Source organism: Amycolatopsis mongoliensis, assembly GCF_030285665.1.
GTDB lineage: Bacteria > Actinomycetota > Actinomycetes > Mycobacteriales > Pseudonocardiaceae > Amycolatopsis > Amycolatopsis mongoliensis.
On sequence record NZ_CP127295.1, the window covers coordinates 7,851,600 to 7,866,861 of the forward strand.

Annotated in this window: 16 protein-coding genes; 9 read left to right on the forward strand and 7 right to left on the reverse strand. The window is 70.5% G+C overall.

The window, feature by feature from the left end:
- Positions 1 to 143 precede the first annotated feature (143 nt).
- From QRX60_RS37640 to QRX60_RS37655, 4 genes are read right to left on the reverse strand one after another with little or no spacing between them, the layout of a single operon-like run.
- Positions 144 to 560: a hypothetical protein gene (locus QRX60_RS37640; RefSeq protein WP_285996216.1), complete on the reverse strand. Its 417-nt coding sequence runs from the start codon at positions 558 to 560 to the stop codon at positions 144 to 146.
- A 3-nt stretch (positions 561 to 563) separates the two neighbouring features.
- A complete protein-coding gene (locus tag QRX60_RS37645) occupies positions 564 to 1,781 on the reverse strand; it encodes a WXG100 family type VII secretion target (RefSeq protein WP_285996217.1) in 1,218 nt (405 codons plus the stop codon).
- On the reverse strand, positions 1,781 to 2,104 hold the full coding sequence (locus QRX60_RS37650; protein WP_285996218.1) for a hypothetical protein: 324 nt from the start codon (positions 2,102 to 2,104) through the stop codon (positions 1,781 to 1,783). Before QRX60_RS37650 ends, QRX60_RS37645 begins: the two co-directional genes overlap by 1 nt.
- On the reverse strand, positions 2,101 to 2,748 hold the full coding sequence (locus tag QRX60_RS37655) for a hypothetical protein (RefSeq protein ID WP_285996219.1): 648 nt from the start codon (positions 2,746 to 2,748) through the stop codon (positions 2,101 to 2,103). The genes QRX60_RS37650 and QRX60_RS37655 overlap by 4 nt, the downstream gene beginning before the upstream one ends.
- A 921-nt stretch (positions 2,749 to 3,669) precedes the next feature.
- Between QRX60_RS37655 and QRX60_RS37660 the strand changes: the two genes are divergently transcribed.
- From QRX60_RS37660 to QRX60_RS37680, 5 genes are read left to right on the forward strand one after another with little or no spacing between them, the layout of a single operon-like run.
- Positions 3,670 to 4,992 carry a M20/M25/M40 family metallo-hydrolase gene (locus tag QRX60_RS37660; protein WP_285996220.1) on the forward strand — a complete coding sequence of 441 codons (1,323 nt, stop codon included), beginning with the start codon at positions 3,670 to 3,672 and terminating at the stop codon, positions 4,990 to 4,992.
- Positions 4,992 to 5,885, forward strand: a complete 894-nt coding sequence (locus QRX60_RS37665) for an alpha/beta fold hydrolase (protein ID WP_285996221.1) — start codon at positions 4,992 to 4,994, stop codon at positions 5,883 to 5,885. The genes QRX60_RS37660 and QRX60_RS37665 overlap by 1 nt, the downstream gene beginning before the upstream one ends.
- Before the next feature lie 31 nt (positions 5,886 to 5,916).
- Positions 5,917 to 6,504, forward strand: coding sequence for an ArsR/SmtB family transcription factor (locus QRX60_RS37670; RefSeq protein WP_285996222.1), 588 nt, complete (start codon positions 5,917 to 5,919; stop codon positions 6,502 to 6,504).
- A gap of 1 nt (position 6,505) precedes the next feature.
- Entirely contained in the window at positions 6,506 to 7,252 is a 747-nt protein-coding gene (locus tag QRX60_RS37675; RefSeq protein ID WP_285996223.1) for an SRPBCC family protein, read from the forward strand.
- 31 nt (positions 7,253 to 7,283) lie between these two features.
- Entirely contained in the window at positions 7,284 to 7,781 is a 498-nt protein-coding gene (locus QRX60_RS37680; protein ID WP_285996224.1) for a DUF2975 domain-containing protein, read from the forward strand.
- A 242-nt stretch (positions 7,782 to 8,023) separates the two neighbouring features.
- On the opposite strand, the gene QRX60_RS37685 is transcribed toward QRX60_RS37680, so the two are convergent.
- From QRX60_RS37685 to QRX60_RS37695, 3 genes are all read right to left on the reverse strand, one after another.
- Positions 8,024 to 8,248, reverse strand: coding sequence for a DUF5703 family protein (locus QRX60_RS37685; protein ID WP_285996225.1), 225 nt, complete (start codon positions 8,246 to 8,248; stop codon positions 8,024 to 8,026).
- Complete coding sequence (locus QRX60_RS37690) at positions 8,245 to 9,252, reverse strand: YncE family protein (RefSeq protein ID WP_285996226.1); 1,008 nt, start codon at positions 9,250 to 9,252, stop codon at positions 8,245 to 8,247. The genes QRX60_RS37685 and QRX60_RS37690 overlap by 4 nt, the downstream gene beginning before the upstream one ends.
- Positions 9,253 to 9,343: 91 nt before the next feature.
- Complete coding sequence (locus QRX60_RS37695; RefSeq protein WP_285996227.1) at positions 9,344 to 10,312, reverse strand: aldo/keto reductase; 969 nt, start codon at positions 10,310 to 10,312, stop codon at positions 9,344 to 9,346.
- An 87-nt stretch (positions 10,313 to 10,399) separates the two neighbouring features.
- Here QRX60_RS37695 and QRX60_RS37700 point away from each other — a divergent pair, with 87 nt between their 5' ends.
- From QRX60_RS37700 to QRX60_RS37715, 4 genes are all read left to right on the forward strand, one after another.
- A complete protein-coding gene (locus QRX60_RS37700; RefSeq protein WP_285996228.1) occupies positions 10,400 to 11,437 on the forward strand; it encodes an LLM class F420-dependent oxidoreductase in 1,038 nt (345 codons plus the stop codon).
- Between the two features lies 1 nt (position 11,438).
- Positions 11,439 to 12,281: an undecaprenyl-diphosphate phosphatase gene (locus QRX60_RS37705; RefSeq protein ID WP_285996229.1), complete on the forward strand. Its 843-nt coding sequence runs from the start codon at positions 11,439 to 11,441 to the stop codon at positions 12,279 to 12,281.
- A gap of 49 nt (positions 12,282 to 12,330) precedes the next feature.
- A complete protein-coding gene (locus tag QRX60_RS37710) occupies positions 12,331 to 13,038 on the forward strand; it encodes a histidine phosphatase family protein (protein WP_285996230.1) in 708 nt (235 codons plus the stop codon).
- Positions 13,039 to 13,132: 94 nt separating this feature from the next.
- Positions 13,133 to 15,187 (forward strand): M3 family metallopeptidase, encoded by a 2,055-nt coding sequence (locus tag QRX60_RS37715; RefSeq protein ID WP_285996231.1) that lies wholly within the window; start codon positions 13,133 to 13,135, stop codon positions 15,185 to 15,187.
- Positions 15,188 to 15,262: the final 75 nt, after the last annotated feature.

Here is a 15,262-nt window from a genome sequence, read left to right on the forward strand (position 1 = left end):
TCCGGCGTCGGGAGCCACACGGAGGAGGCTGCCTGGACCGGCGATGCCAGCAAACCCAGCCGGGCCGGCCCAGGCCGCGCCGCGGCCGGTGAGGCCGTCTCGATGAGTTGTGGTCGGTACGCGGCGGACGGCCGGTGGCTCGATCAAGTGGTTGTGGGGCCCTGCGGCTTCGCCGGGTTCGTGGCCTCCGGGATGAAAGTCAGCCGTGGTGCCGCCCTCGAGAAGATCCGGACGTGGCCCCAGTCTCCGAAGATCTCGTAGTGATCGGCGTGACGCTGGAGGCTGTCGATGTTGCCGAGGTCTTCTTCGCCGGTGGCGTCGCGGTAGGTCTGGGACGACCGCGTGATCCATTCGATCTTCGTGGCGTCGGCGATGGTCAGCACGGCGTCCGCATAGCAGTGCGCTTCACCCGGTCGCGGCTGGTGATAGCGCGGGTGTGCCTGGGTCAGCACGGCTTCCAGCCGGAAGGACAGCGAGGTGGGTGTCTCGTCGATGCCGAGGACGAAGCTGTCTTCGAGGTAGACGTTGGCGAGGTCGGGGAAGTCGGTGTAGTTCGTCATGTGCTAGTGGTCCCAGGTGATCGGTGTGTGGTTTCCCAGGCTCTTCCTGGTGACCGGGTTGCCTTGCGGGTCGATGCGGACCCCGTCCTCGTTGCGCAGTTCGACGTGGGGGTTCTCGCTCCCCGGGGCGCGGCCGCTGCCTTCCTTGAGGGTCATCCGTACGATGCCGTTCTCGTCGACGTATTTCGGCGGGCCGTTCGGGGTCTGCTGTTTCGTCCAGCCCTTGGACTCGGCGTAACGCGCCAGATCGGAGGCCTTCGGCGGTGCACCCTGGTCGAAGTACTCGTTCAGGGCAGCCTTCACCGGCGGTAGTTTCGGCGCGGCCGGGTCGGCTCTTTCTCCTGCTCGGGTGCCTTTGAGCAGCTTGCCTGCCGCGCCGCCGATGAGCAGGCCGCCGAGGATCTGGCCGGTGGCCCGGCCGGGGTGGTCGGCCCAGTCGTCCCAGGCGATGAGGTTCTTGCCGAAGTCCACGGGGTGGGTGACTTTGTGCCATGCCGCCGAGGCGATGTCGGTCAAGCCGTCGTGGTCGGGGTTGCCGGGGTCGCCGATGGCGTAGACGAGGTTCCACACGCCTTCGCCGAACCCCTTGAACGCGTTCCAGGCGCCTTCGCCGAAGTCGGCGAAGAAGCCGCCGACGTCGTCGAGCCAATCCGAAGCCGTGGGTGCGCCGCCGGCCTCGTCGGAAATGGTCTCTGTGGTCCGGTCCCCGGCTTCGGTGAGCTGCTGGCGGGCGCGGTTGAGCGTGTCCCGCGCCGCCAGCCGGTCGGCCTCGCCGGGATCGGAGAACGGCGCGACCGTCACCCGCGTGGGGTCACCGTTGGCTGCGTGCTGCCGATTCTGGGTGTCGGCGTTGGTGACGTCGCGGTCATAGCGGGCCTTCGCGTCCGCCGTTGCGGCCTGCCCCTGATTCCACAGCCGAATGGCGTCGCTCGCCTGCCCCTGCGCCCAGCGGAGCGTCTGCGCATATCCGTCGAGCGCTTCGGCGACCGCGTCGAACGAGTCGGAGGCGGCCAGCCACTTGGCCGGTTCGTAGCTGAACTTGTCGTGGAACTTGGCTGCGGCCGGACCGGCCCACGAGCCGGTGTCGATCCGGCGGAGGCTGTCCCCGGCCTGTCCGGTTCCCCGGGCCCGGCCGTGCAGGACCCGGGCGTTCTCCTCGATCGCGGCCGGGTCGCCGGGGACCAGGGCGCGCGGATCTGCGGTCTCGCCGAGTTCGGCCATCAGTCACCGATCGCGGCGGTGCCGGGATCCGCAGGAAGTTGCCGCGCAGCCGCCTCGTCGATTCCCCGATAGGCGTCAGCGGCGTGCGTGAGGCAATCGCCGATCACGCCGGCGTCCTGGGTCAGCGTGTCCAGGCCGGCGCTCCACCGCGCGCAGTAGTCCGCCAGCGCGTTGTGCACGCCGGCATGACCGTAGAGTTCGGCATCGCCGCACAGGCCGCGCAACGCGAACGTCTCCTGGTCATGGACACTCTGGGTGATTCCCTTGCCCGCGTTGTCCAGTACGTCGACGTCGACATGGAACCCGGGCCCGTCCACACTCACTCGGCGCCCTCCTCGCGCTTGCCCCTGACCTCGTCGCTGGGCATGCCATGCCCGGTTCGTTTCTGCTCGGCTCGGCGGCGTATCGCCGCGAGAGCCTGCGGCGGCACCATCCGATTCAGAATCGGGAGCCGGTGCTCGTCATCTGGATCGAGCATCACGCCGAGACCGATCGGCAGCTGTTCGAGAAGATCGCCCCCGGTGGTCGCATAGAAGGCGCAATCTCCGAAGTGCGCGGCGAGCCGCTGCGGCGTGGAGAACACGAACGTCCATCGACCACGGCCGGCAACGTCGACCGTCTCGACACCGGGGCGAGCAGGTCGTCGCCCGTAGACCGTCGCCCGGGCGAACACCGCATCGAACTCGTGTAGACCCCGCCGACCAGACACCACATCCTGTGCGCACACGGCCACAAAAGGGTCACCTTGTGCTTCCGCGCCTCCCCCTTGCATGGCTATGAGTGTACTAACCGCTGCAAACAGTGACAGCCTGGCGGCGGTCAGCGGGGCGCCGCCGTGGCAGCGATCTGCACTGGTCGTGATCGCGTCCGCACCGGACTGGTAGCCGCGAGTACGGCACCAGCGCTGGTAGTGCACTAGCCGGTGGCGGTAGCACGCGAGCGTCTTGCTCGAGTACTCCCGCACCATCGACGGGCGCAGGTCACTATCGGAGCTCAAGAGACGCCTGCCGGATGACGGAGTTCGCGGGCCTAAACACGGATCTGGGGTGCCATCAACAGCGCGTGAAATCGACCGCCAGGTTCAACGAGGCACGTTCATCACGGGTGGCACGGAGGACAGGCATTCCCAATGTCGACTGGATATGGCTGACACCCACCAGTATCACGCCCTTCTTCTATCAAAATACCTGACATTGAGGACTTGCCCCCAGGTGTCCACTGCTGCCCGTGGGTCCTGTGCGGCAGATCGCAGCGTGGACCCCCTGCGTGGTGGGCGGGTCAACTTTGTCGAGTCGAAGCCATGGTCTGTGACGAAACTGGAAAAGCTCGTTCTTGTTCGATGTTATCTCGCCGAGATGAATAAGCTCCGGATAGCCCTCCTATCAGCGGCTCGCTGGATCACTCCATCGACGTTACCTGCATTTCGATGGCGCCGGCGTCCTGTGCCTAGAAATTGACAAGAAAGGCATCGTGTAGCACTCGGTTGACGGCGGACGGCTCACCGGTGGCAGTTGGCTGGCCGCTGGCGTGGCATCCCGTCCACAGTGGATCGGCCGGGCCGAGTCTGGGCCATTTCGCGATCGGTTGCAACCGGCATTCATCGGTCCTGACCAGCCAAAACGTCCCGTCGTGGGGGCCGTGGGTGTCCGCAGTGTGGATGCCGGGCCGCGACGCACCTCGGGAGCTTGTCTACCGGGTCGCCGGACCGGTCAGTTCACCGGCGCAGGCATACCTGGCCGGCCCGGCTGATCCACCCTGGTTTGCCACGGAGGGGAGCGTGGTGCGGTCGATGCGTGCCGTCATGGGGTGGCGTCTCCACCGGGGCCTGCGACCGTCCCGGCAGGCGCGCAGCCAGCGCACCGGGCCGGGCGAGTGATAGGAATGGCCGGTGACCGAACCGAACCTGATCGAAGCCGCCGCGGCCGAGGCCGTCACGCTGACCAGCGAGCTCATCCGCATCGACACGACCAACACCGGCGACCCCGACACCCTGGTCGGCGAGCGGGCGGCGGCCGAGTACGTCGCGGAGAAGCTGACCGACGCCGGCTACGAGATCACCTACGTCGAGTCGGGCGGGAAGAACCGGCACAACGTGATCGTGCGGCTGGAAGGCGCCGACCGGTCCCGGGGCGGCCTGCTGATCCACGGTCACCTCGACGCCGTGCCCGCCGACCCCTCGGAGTGGTCGGTCCACCCGTTCTCCGGGGCGATCCAGGACGACTACGTCTGGGGGCGCGGTGCGGTCGACATGAAGGACATGTGCGGGATGGCGCTCGCGCTGGCCCGCCACTACAAGATGAACAACGTCGTGCCCCCGCGCGACCTCGTCTTCGCCTTCCTCGCCGACGAAGAAGCAGGCGGCAAGTACGGCGCCCAGTGGCTCGTCGAGAACCGCCCCGACCTGTTCGAGGGCGTCACCGAGGCGATCAGCGAGGTCGGCGGCTTCTCGATCACGCTCAAGGACGACGTCCGCGCCTACCTGATCGAGACGGCCGAGAAGGGCATCCGCTGGATGAAGCTGCGCGTGCGCGGCACCGCCGGGCACGGCTCGATGATCCACCGCGACAACGCCGTGACGAAGCTCGCCGAGGCCGTCGCGAAGCTCGGCAACCACCGCTTCCCGCTGGTGCTCACGGACTCGGTCAAGGAGTTCCTCGCCGGCGTCACCGAGATCACCGGCTGGGACTTCCCCGAGGACGACCTCGAGGGCTCGGTCGCCAAGCTGGGCAACATCTCCCGGATGATCGGCGCGACCCTGCGCGACACCGCCAACCCGACCATGCTCACCGCCGGCTACAAGTCGAACGTCATCCCGTCGGTCGCCGAGGCCGCGGTGGACTGCCGGATCCTGCCCGGCCGGCTGGAGGCGTTCGACCGCGAGCTCGACGAGCTGCTCGGGCCGGACATCGAGAAGGAGTGGATGGAGCTCCCGCCGGTCGAGACGACCTTCGACGGCGCTCTCGTCGACGCCATGACCGCGGCGGTGCTGGCCGAGGACCCGGGCGCGAAGACGTTGCCGTACATGCTGTCCGGCGGCACCGACGCGAAGTCCTTCCAGGACCTCGGGATCCGCAACTTCGGGTTCGCGCCGCTCAAGTTGCCGGCCGACCTCGACTTCTCGGCGCTGTTCCACGGTGTCGACGAGCGCGTCCCGGTCGAAGCGCTGAAGTTCGGCACCCGCGTGCTGGACCGGTTCCTGCGCACGTCCTGATGACCGCGTTCGCGCTCGCCGACGGCACGTCCCTGCAGGTGGTCCGCAGGGGCGACCCGGCCGCGCCGGTGACCGTGGTCTTCGTCCACGGCTACGCGCTCGACCAGCGCAGCTGGGGCCGGATCGCGCCGTTGGTGCCGGACGCGGCCGACGGGCCGGTGGCCGTGCTGACCTACGACCAGCGCGGCCACGGCGGGTCCGGGCGGGCGCGGCGCGGAACCGCGACGATGACGCAGCTCGGCGACGACCTCGCGGAGCTGCTCGAGCGCGAGGTCCCGGAGGGCCGGGTTGTGCTCGTCGGGCACGACATGGGTGGCTTGGCCATCATGTCGCTGTCCCAGCGGCACCCGGAACTGTTCGCCGCGCGGGTGTCGGGGCTGGTACTGCTCGCGACGTCGTCCGGAACGCTGGCCACCGAGGTGTCGGCGACCTGGCCCAACGCGCTGGGGAAGCTGGCCCGCGACCTCGAAGCGGTGCTCGGCTCGAAGCTCTTCGGCGTGGTCCGGGAGCACACGAGCCGGGCGGTGAGCGCGGGCCTGCGGTGGTGGCTGTTCGGGGACGACCCGGACCCGGAACTGGTCGAGCTGACCGTGAAGATGATCCGCGGCAACTGGCCGCACACGGTCTCGCTGTTCCGCCCCGCGCTGGACGCCTACGCGCGTGACTCGGCCTTGACGCAGGTCAGCGGCCTGCCGGTGACGGCGATCGTGGGGGAGCGGGACCGGATCGTGCGCGCGTCCGACGTCGAGCAGTGGGCCGCCGGCCTCGGCAACGGGACGGCGGTGGTGCTGCCCGGCGTCGGGCACGTCGTGCCGCTGGAAGCCGCCGCACAGGTGCTGCCGCGGGTCGTCGCCCTGGTGAACGGCAGTTCCCGACAAGAAGAGAGTTCTTGACAACTTCTCTGTTCGGAACGAAGCTGGCCTCATGTTCTCCGTGGCGGTGATCGAAGACGCGTCGGCGGCCGAGGTGTCGCTGGACCCCATCCGCGCCCGGCTGCTGGCCGAGCTGGCGGAGCCCGCGTCCGCGACGATGCTGGCCGGGCGGGTCGACCTGCCGCGCCAGAAGGTCAACTACCACCTGCGGGCGCTGGAGGCGCACGGTCTGGTGGAGCTGGTCGAGGAGCGCCGGAAGGGCAACGTCACCGAGCGGATGATGCAGGCGACGGCGGCGTCGTACGTCATTTCGCCGGCCGCGCTGGCGGCGGTGCAGCCGGACCCGGCCCGGTCACCGGACCGGCTCTCGGCGCGTTGGCTGCTCGCGGTCGCCGGACGCCTGGTGCGCGACGTCGGCCTGCTCATCACCGGTGCGGCCCAGGCGAAGCAGCGGGTCGCGACCTTCGCCCTCGACGGCGAGGTGCGGTTCGCCTCGGCGGCCGACCGGGCCGCGTTCGCCGAGGAGCTGGCGACGGCGGTCACCACGCTGGTGGGGAAGTACCACGACGAGACGGCCGAAAAGGGCCGCAGGCACCGGGTGGTGGTCGCCGTCCACCCGAGCGTCCCGGCGGGATCCTGAGATGGGCCGCGAATTCGAGCAGTCCGAAGTCGCCGAAGTCGGCGCGACGCCGGAACAGCTGTGGGAAGCCATCGCGACCGGACCCGGCATCGACTCGTGGTTCATGGGCCGCACCGAGGTCGAGGGCGGCACCGGCGGTGTCGTCCGCGGCGCGTTCGGCGGCTACCGGCCCGAGTACCGGATCCGGGAGTGGGACCCGCTGGAGAAGTTCGTCTACGGCAGCGACCCCGCGCCGGACGGGCGCAAGATCGCCTACGAGTTCCTCATCGAGGGACGCGACGGCGGGAGCTCGGTGATCCGCTGCGTCACCAGCGGTTTCCTGCCCGGCGACGACTGGGAGGACGAGTTCGAGGCGATGACCGGCGGCAACGCGATGTTCTTCCGCACCCTGGTCGAATACGTCACGCACTTCGCCGGACGCACGGCGGTGCCGGTCACCGCGTTCGGCCCGCCGGTGGGGGACTGGCCCGCCGCGTGGGCGCGGCTCGGCACCGCGCTCGGGCTGCCCGCACGGCCCGCCGAGGGCGACCGGGTGCGGATCTCGCTCGACGGCCGGGCACCACAGGAAGGCGTCGTCTACACCGTGAACGACCAGAACGCCGGAGTGCGGACCGCCGACGCGATGATCAGGTTCCTGCGCGGCTTCCGCGGCCCGATGATCGCCGCCCACCACGTCTTCACCCCCGGCGCTGACGCCGAGGAAGAGGAGAAGGCCTGGAGCGACTGGCTCGGCCACGTGTTCGGTTGACAGTCGAGCGAAACACATTGACTATCGATATATGCCTCGCTTCCTCGTCGGTGTCCTCCAGGCGCTCGTCGCCGCCGCGTTCCTCATCGGGCTGTACGCGCAGTTCGTCGTGATCCCGATGACCGCCGCCGACCAGGTCGAGCTGTTCCCGCCGTACGCGCCGATCCGGGTCCCGCTGGTGACCGCCGCGATCGCGTTCGTCGCGTGCGGGCAGGCCGCCCTGGTCGGGCTGAGCATGCTGCTGCGCCGGGCGGGCCGCGGCACGGTCTTCAAGCCGTCCACGCTGACCTGGGCGAACGTCGTCGTGGGCGCCACGGCGGCGGCGACCGTCGTCACCGCCGCCGTGTTCGGGTACGTGACCCTCGCCGACATCCCGTCCCCGGTGGACGGGATGGACGTGCTCGGCCTGTGGCTGGGGACGGCCGCGGCCGTGGTCGCGGGTACGGCGGCGGTGTTGCTGCTGGTCGCGGGGCGGCACCTGCCGGCGAAGGCGATCGGGCTGCGCACCGAGCTGGACGGCGTGGTCTGAAACGAATTGCGCGTTGCGGCTCCGCCCCGAGGTGATGCGGTACCTCGCCGGCCGGGCCATGACGCGCGCGGAAATCCAAGCCACGCATCGGCGGCGGCTGGCCGCGGCGCGCGACGGGTTCGGGTTTCTGGGCCGGCCGGGCTGTAGTTCGCCCGTGTGTTCGCCTCCGCGGGGACCTACGACGACCCGATCCCGGGCACCGAGCAGGCGAGGTCGAGGACTACCTCACCCGGGCGGCGTGGCTAGGTCGGCAGCGTGCCGGGAAGGCTCTCCGCCGTCTTCTTGCGGCGCAGCCAGACCCGGCGCGTGCCGTCGGCGTAGAGCCGCACGGTGCGCAGTTCCCAGCCCGCGAACTCCGCGTGGATGGAGAGCTGGATCGCCGCCGCACGCCGGGACACGCCCGGGGGGAGGTGCAGACGGCGATACTCCCAATCCCCTTCGACCACCGCCTCGCTGACCGTCGTCATGGCTGGATCACCTGGGTCCCTTCTCCGGTGGCCGAGCCCACGATCACCCGGCCACTGGTCTCGTCCACCCCGACCGAGTCCGGCTGGCGCACGGTGGGGAACCGGTACTTCTCGACGGGCTCGCCGCCGCGGACGTCGAATCCGACCACCTCGTTGCGCTCGGTCAGCGTCACCCACGCCAAGCTCCGCCGAGCGTCGTACGCGATCCCGTACGCACCACCGGGCACCGGGTACCGCTGCCGCATGATCAGCGGCGAAGCCGAGAACGCGATCAGCGCACCCGCCCGCGCGTCCGTCACCAGCACCCGCCCGTAGGAATCCGCCACGGCGTTGGCGGCACCGTCACCCGCACGCAGGCCTTCGTTGACCTTCCCGGCGGCGACGTCGACCGAGAACACCGCCGTGCGCAGCCGGTCCAGCACCACGACACCCCTCCCGGTGTCGACGACGTCGTCGGCGCTGTAGAGCTGCCCGCCGATCGTCCGCGCCGGACCACTCGCCGGCAGCAGCTGAATGTCCTTCGCGGCCCCCATCGCCACCAGCCGATCGGCGCCGTAGGCGATGCTCGACGCCGGCTGCCCGCCCGTCTTCGTCTCCGTGAGCTTCCGGTCCGGCAGCGTCAGCTGCTGCACCACACCCCGATCCGGCTCCGCGATCTCGACCCGCCCGGGCGCCACGGTCAGCTTCTCGGCCTTGCTGTATAACGGCATATTCACCGGGGGTGACGCGAGCGCGTTCAGGTCGTAAAGCTGCAAAGACGGCGGTTGAGCGAGAGCGACGACCAGGGTTCCCTGGGCGACGGCGAGCGCGGAGACGGCTCCGGTGGTGAGCACCTGACCGGCGGGCCGCACGGTCACCGCGGGGGAGACCGCCGGCTTCGCTGCCACGGGGTTCGCGACGATCTGCAGGTCGTCGCCGTCGGACTTGGCCGAGGAGCAGCCCGAAAGCGCCAGGACACCGGCGAGCGGGATCGCGATCCACGACACGGCGGCGAACCGACGCACGTTGCTGCCTCCAGGTGTCCCTCGGCGGGCGGTCTTCACCAGCATCCTCCACGATCGTCTTGCCGTCACGTGCATGTCACCCAACAGACACCTAGCGCGGCCAGCGCTCCGGATAACCGACCTCGATCGCGCTGACGTCGTCGAGCGCCGAGCGGATGGCCGGCGGCAGGGTGATCTCCTCCGCCGTCAGCGATCCGGTGAGCTGGCCGGTGTCCCGCGCCCCGACGACCGGGGCCACGACCCCGGGCCGGTCGCGGACCCAGGCCAGGGCGACGGCCAGCGGCGACGTGCCCAGCCCGTCCGCCGCGGTGGCCACCGCCTGCACGATCCGGGCGGCCCGGTCGGTGCGGTGGTGCTCGACGTAGCCGGCGTACGCGCTGTTCGCGCCGCGCGAGTCGGCGGGCGTGCCGGTGCGGTACTTGCCCGTCAGCACGCCGCGACCCAGCGGCGCCCAGGGCAGCAGCCCGATGCCGTGGTGCTCGGCGGCCGGGACGACCTCGCGGTCCACCCCGCGTTCCAGCAGCGAGTACTCGACCTGGGTGGAGACGATCGGCGCGACCGCCGCGGCGCCCGCGGCGGCCGTCGCCAGCTGCCAGCCCGCGTAGTTCGAGACGCCGACGTACCGGGCCTTCCCGCTGGTCACGGCGTACTCGAGGGCGGCGAGGGTCTCCGCGATCGGCACGCAGGAATCCCAGGCGTGCAGCTGCCACAGGTCGACGTGGTCGGTACCGAGCCGCTTGAGCGAGCCGTCGAGCGCGGTGAGCAGGGCACCGCGCGAGGCGCCGCCGCCGAACGGGCCGTCGGTGCGCCGGGCGACCGCCTTCGTCGCGAGCACGACGTCGTCGCGGGGCACGAGGTCGCCGAGCAGGGAGCCGAGCACCCGCTCGCTCTCGCCCTCGCCGTAGATGTCGGCCGTGTCCACCAGGGTGCCGCCGGCGTCCACGAAGGCGACCAGCTGGCTGGCCGCCTCCTCCGCGTCGGTGTCGCCACCCCAGGTCATGGTGCCGAGCGCCATCCGCGAGACGCGCAGTCCCGAGCGGCCGAGCAGTCGCTTTTCCACGACCGCCGAGCCTAGTGGGCTCCCCCGTCCGGACCTGACCAAGGTGAGTCGTGTCGCCCCCAAGGGCCCCCGTTAGGGTCTGGCCCCGTGCGACTCGGACTGAATCTCGGCTACTGGGGATCGGGGAACGACCCCGCCAGCCTGGCCCTGGCGAAACAAGCGGACGAACGGGGCTACGCCGTCGTGTGGGCGGCGGAGGCGTACGGCTCGGACGCCGTGACCGTGCTGACCTGGATCGCGGCGCAGACGTCGCGGATCGACGTCGGCGCCGCCGTGCTGCAGATCCCGGCCCGGACACCGGCGATGACCGCGATGACCGCCGCGACCCTCGACACGCTCTCGGGCGGCCGCTTCCGGCTCGGGCTCGGCGTGTCCGGCCCGCAGGTGTCCGAAGGCTGGCACGGCGTGCGGTTCGCTTCCCCGCTGGAGCGCACCCGCGAGTACGCCGAGATCGTGCGGAAGGCGCTGCGGCGCGAACGGCTGGCCCACGAGGGCGAGCACTTCACGCTGCCGCTGCCGGACGGGCCCGGCAAGGCGCTGCGGCTGACCGTCCGGCCCGCCCGCAAGCACATCCCGCTCTACCTGGCCGCGATCGGCCCGAAGAACCTGGAGCTGACCGGCGAGATCGCCGACGGCTGGCTGCCGGTGTTCTTCTCGCCGGCGCACGCGGGGGAGCAGCTGGCGCGGCTGCGGGCCGGTGCCGAACGGGCCGGCCGCACCCTGGAGGACTTCGACGTCGTGCCGACCGTGCCGCTCGTGCCGGGCGACGACTGGAAGACGTGCGCGGACGCCGTCCGCGGGTACGCGGCGCTCTACCTCGGCGGGATGGGCAGCAAGGAGAAGAACTTCTACAACCGGCTGGCGTGCCGGATGGGCTTCGAAGCCGAAGCCGCCGCAGTGCAGGAGAAGTACCTGGCCGGCGACCGGGCGGGGGCGATGGCGGCGGTGCCGCTGGAGTTCCTCGACGCGACGTCGCTGCTGGGCCCGAAGGAACGGATCGCGGAGAAGATGACCGAATACGCCGAGGCCGGCGTGACGACCCTGTCGGTGGCGCCGTACACCCCGGACCCGTCGGCCGCGCTGACCACCGCCGTCGAAGCGCTCGAGAAGGCGGGGGTGGCCTGACGTGGGCTGGTTCGAAGCACTCGTCCTGGGCCTGGTCCAGGGCCTGACGGAGTTCCTCCCGATCTCCTCCAGCGCGCACCTGCGGATCGTCGCGGCGCTCGTCGGCTGGGACGACCCGGGCGCGGCGTTCACCGCCGTCACCCAGATCGGCACCGAGCTCGCGGTGATCATCTACTTCGGCAAGAAGATCGGCCGGATCCTGCAGGCCTGGTTCTTCTCGCTGTACAAGCCGGACTGGCGCCGTGACCCGGATGCCCGCCTGGGCTGGCTGATCATCGTCGGCTCGCTGCCGATCGTGGTGCTCGGGCTGCTGCTGCAGGATCAGATCGACAGCGCGTTCCGCGACCTGCGGATCACCGCCACCGTGCTCATCGTGTTCGGCCTGATCCTGCTGGTCGCCGACCGGATCGGGAAGCAGGAGCGGACGCTGGACCACCTGACCGTGCCGCACGGCCTCGGGTTCGGCTTCGCCCAGGCGCTGGCGCTGATCCCGGGCGTCTCGCGCTCGGGTGGCACGACCAGCGCGGGCCTGCTGCTGGGCTACACCCGCGCCGAGGCGGCGGAGTACTCGTTCCTGCTGGCGCTGCCCGCGGTGTTCGGCTCGGGTGTGTACAAGCTCAAGGACATCGGGTCGGGCGGCGTGCCGGCCCAGTGGGGCCCGACGATCCTGGCCACGCTCGTCGCCTTCGGCGTCGGCTACGCGGTGATCGCCTGGCTGATGGCCTACATCAAGAAGCGCAGCTTCGTGCCGTTCGTGATCTACCGGCTGGTCCTCGGTGTGCTGCTGTTCGTGCTGATCCTCACCGGCGCGCTGGACCCGAACGCCGGTCCGGTCAGCCACTGATCCGCCCGCGTGGGGACCGCTTGATCGGTCCCCACGTAGGGTGGGCCCCGTGAGTACGGTCATTCTGCTCAGGCACGGCAAGTCGACGGCCAACGGCTCCGGCGTCCTGGCCGGGCGTTCCCCGAAGGTCAACCTCGACGACACCGGCCGCGCCCAGGCGGAGAAGCTGGTGGAACGCCTCGACGGCGTCCCGCTGGCGGAGCTGGTCGTGTCGCCCATGCTGCGGTGCAAGCAGACGGTCGGCCCGCTGGCCGCCGCACGCGGGCTCCGGAAGGTCGTCGAACCCGGGCTGTCCGAAGTGGACTACGGGGACTGGACCGGCAAGGAGCTCAAGCACCTGGCGAAGGAGCCGCTCTGGCAGGTCGTGCAGGCGCACGCCTCGGCCGCGGTGTTCCCCGGCGGCGAAGGGCTCGCGGCGATGCAGGCCCGGTCGGTGGCCGCCGTCCGCGCGCACGATCGGCGGATCACCGCCGAACACGGCGACCACGCCGTCTGGCTGCTGTGCAGCCACGGCGACGTGATCAAGTCCATCCTCGCCGACGCGCTCGGCCAGCACCTCGACGCGTTCCAGCGGATCGTCGTCGACCCCGCGTCGATCTCGGTCGTGCGCTACACCGAGACACGGCCGTTCGTGATGCGCGTCAACGACCACAGCAGCGACCTGCGCGGCATCGTGCCGCCGGAACCCAAGCCGAAGCGGGGCAAGAAGGCCGCCGGGACCAGCGACGCCGTCGTGGGCGGTACCACCGGCCGGTGAGCTCGGCCACCTCCGGAAAGCGCTGACGTCCGCACAGGTGGACCACGTAGGGTGGCGGGACCGAGTGTTGGACCCCGACCAGGAGCCTGCCCCGATGATTTCGCCGGACAACCCGTTCGCCGCACCCAGCGAACTGCCCTACGCCCTGCCGCCCTTCGACCGGATCGGCGACGAGCACTACCGGCCCGCGTTCGAGGCGGGCCTGGCCGAACACTCGGCGGAGATCGAGCAGATCGCGGCGCAGGACGCCGAGCCGACGTTCGAGAACACCATCGTCGCCCTCGAGCGCGCCGGCGAACTGCTGGGCCGCGTGGCGAGCGTGTTCTACAACCTGTCCGGCTCCAGCAGCACCGACGAGATCCAGGCCATCCAGGCGGAGTTCGCGCCGAAGCTGGCCGCCCACCACGACGCCATCCACCTGAACCCGAAGCTGTTCGCCCGGATCGACGCCCTCCACGCGCGGCGCGACGAGCTCGGCCTGGACGAGGAGTCCCGGCGGCTGCTGGAACGGCGCCACCTCGACTTCAGCCGCGCGGGCGCCGGGCTCGGCGAGGCGGAGCAGGCCCGCCTGCGTGAGCTGAACGGGCAGCTGTCCACCCTGCAGACGAAGTTCCAGCAGAACCTGCTCAAGGACACCAACGACCTCGCCGTCGTCATCGAGGACCGCGCCGAGCTGGCCGGCTTCGGCGACGGCGCGATCGCCACCGCCGCCGAAGCGGCGGCCGCCCGCGACGAGGACGGCAAGTACGTCCTCACCCTGACCCTGCCGACGAGTCAGGCGTCGCCGCTGGAGACGCTGCGCGACCGCGACGTCCGGGCGCGGATCCACACCGCGTCGATGGCGCGGGGCAACCGCGGCAACGAGTTCGACAACAACGCCCTCGTCGCCGAGATCACCCGCCTGCGGGCCGAACGGGCCGTCCTGCTCGGCTACCCGAACCACGCGGCGTACGTCATCGCCGACGAGACGGCCAAGACCGCCGAAGCCGCCGCCGGGCTGCTCGAGCGCCTGGCACCCGCCGCCGTCGCGAACGCCCGCACGGAAGCCGCGGAACTGCAGCAGCTGCTCGAAGCGGACGTTCCCGGCGCGACACTGCGCCCGTCGGACTGGCCCTACTACGCCGCCCAGGTCCGCCGCGAACGCTTCGAGGTCGACACCGAAGCCCTGCGCCCGTACTTCGAAGCCGACCGCGTGTACCTCGACGGCGTCTTCTTCGCCGCCACCAAGCTCTACGGCCTCACCTTCACCGAGCGGACCGACCTCCCGAAGTACCACCCGGAGGTCCGGACCTTCGAGGTCTTCGACACCGACGGCACCCCGCTCGGGCTGTTCCTGCTCGACCTGTACACCCGCGACGCCAAGCGCGGTGGCGCGTGGATGAACACCTTCGTCGACCAGTCGGAGCTGCTGGACCGCAAAACGGTCGTCGTCAACGTGCTCAACGTCAGCCGCCCGCCGGCGGGGGAGCCGACGCTGCTCACCTTCGACGAGGTCGTCACCGCGTTCCACGAGTTCGGCCACGCGCTGCACGCCCTCCTCTCGTCGGTCCGCTACCCGACGTTCTCCGGCACCAACGTTCCCCGCGACTTCGTCGAGTACCCCTCCCAGGTCAACGAGATGTGGATGCTGTGGCCGGAGGTCCTGGCCAACTACGCCAAGCACCACGAGACAGGGGAGGCCCTGCCGCAGGAGCAGGTCGACAAGCTCCTCGCCGCCCAGCAGTACGGCGAAGGCTTCTCCACCACCGAATACCTCGCCGCGTCCCTGCTCGACCAGGCCTGGCACCGCCTCGGCGTCGACGACAGCGTGGAGGAGGTGCAGCGGTTCGAGACCGACGCGCTCGTCAAGGCGGGCGTGGCCCTCGAAGCGATCCCACCGCGCTACCGCACGACATACTTCGCGCACATCTTCAGCGGCGGCTACAGCGCGGGGTACTACTCCTACATCTGGAGCGAAGTCCTCGACGCCGACACCGTCCAGTGGTTCCGCGAGAGCGGGGGACTGACCCGCGACAACGGCGACCACTTCCGCCGCACCCTCCTGGGCAGGGGAGGGAGCATCGACCCGATGGACGCCTTCCGCGCCTTCCGCGGCCGCGACCCCGAGATCGAACCACTCCTGGCACGCCGCGGCCTCACCGGAGTCTGACCAGACTCCGGTACTAAGTGTATAACGACCTATACCGCGGGGCAGTTCTGCAGAAAACTGCCCCGCGGAGTCGTC

Coding starts and splice junctions, on each gene's coding strand:
- QRX60_RS37685 (WP_285996225.1), bottom strand. CDS start 8,248: ATGACGACGGTCAGCGAGGCGGTGGTCGAAGGGGATTGGGAGTATCGC.
- QRX60_RS37675 (WP_285996223.1), top strand. CDS start 6,506: ATGGGCCGCGAATTCGAGCAGTCCGAAGTCGCCGAAGTCGGCGCGACG.
- QRX60_RS37715 (WP_285996231.1), top strand. CDS start 13,133: ATGATTTCGCCGGACAACCCGTTCGCCGCACCCAGCGAACTGCCCTAC.
- QRX60_RS37640 (WP_285996216.1), bottom strand. CDS start 560: ATGACGAACTACACCGACTTCCCCGACCTCGCCAACGTCTACCTCGAA.
- QRX60_RS37655 (WP_285996219.1), bottom strand. CDS start 2,748: ATGGTGCGGGAGTACTCGAGCAAGACGCTCGCGTGCTACCGCCACCGG.
- QRX60_RS37665 (WP_285996221.1), top strand. CDS start 4,992: ATGACCGCGTTCGCGCTCGCCGACGGCACGTCCCTGCAGGTGGTCCGC.
- QRX60_RS37680 (WP_285996224.1), top strand. CDS start 7,284: ATGCCTCGCTTCCTCGTCGGTGTCCTCCAGGCGCTCGTCGCCGCCGCG.
- QRX60_RS37670 (WP_285996222.1), top strand. CDS start 5,917: ATGTTCTCCGTGGCGGTGATCGAAGACGCGTCGGCGGCCGAGGTGTCG.
- QRX60_RS37645 (WP_285996217.1), bottom strand. CDS start 1,781: ATGGCCGAACTCGGCGAGACCGCAGATCCGCGCGCCCTGGTCCCCGGC.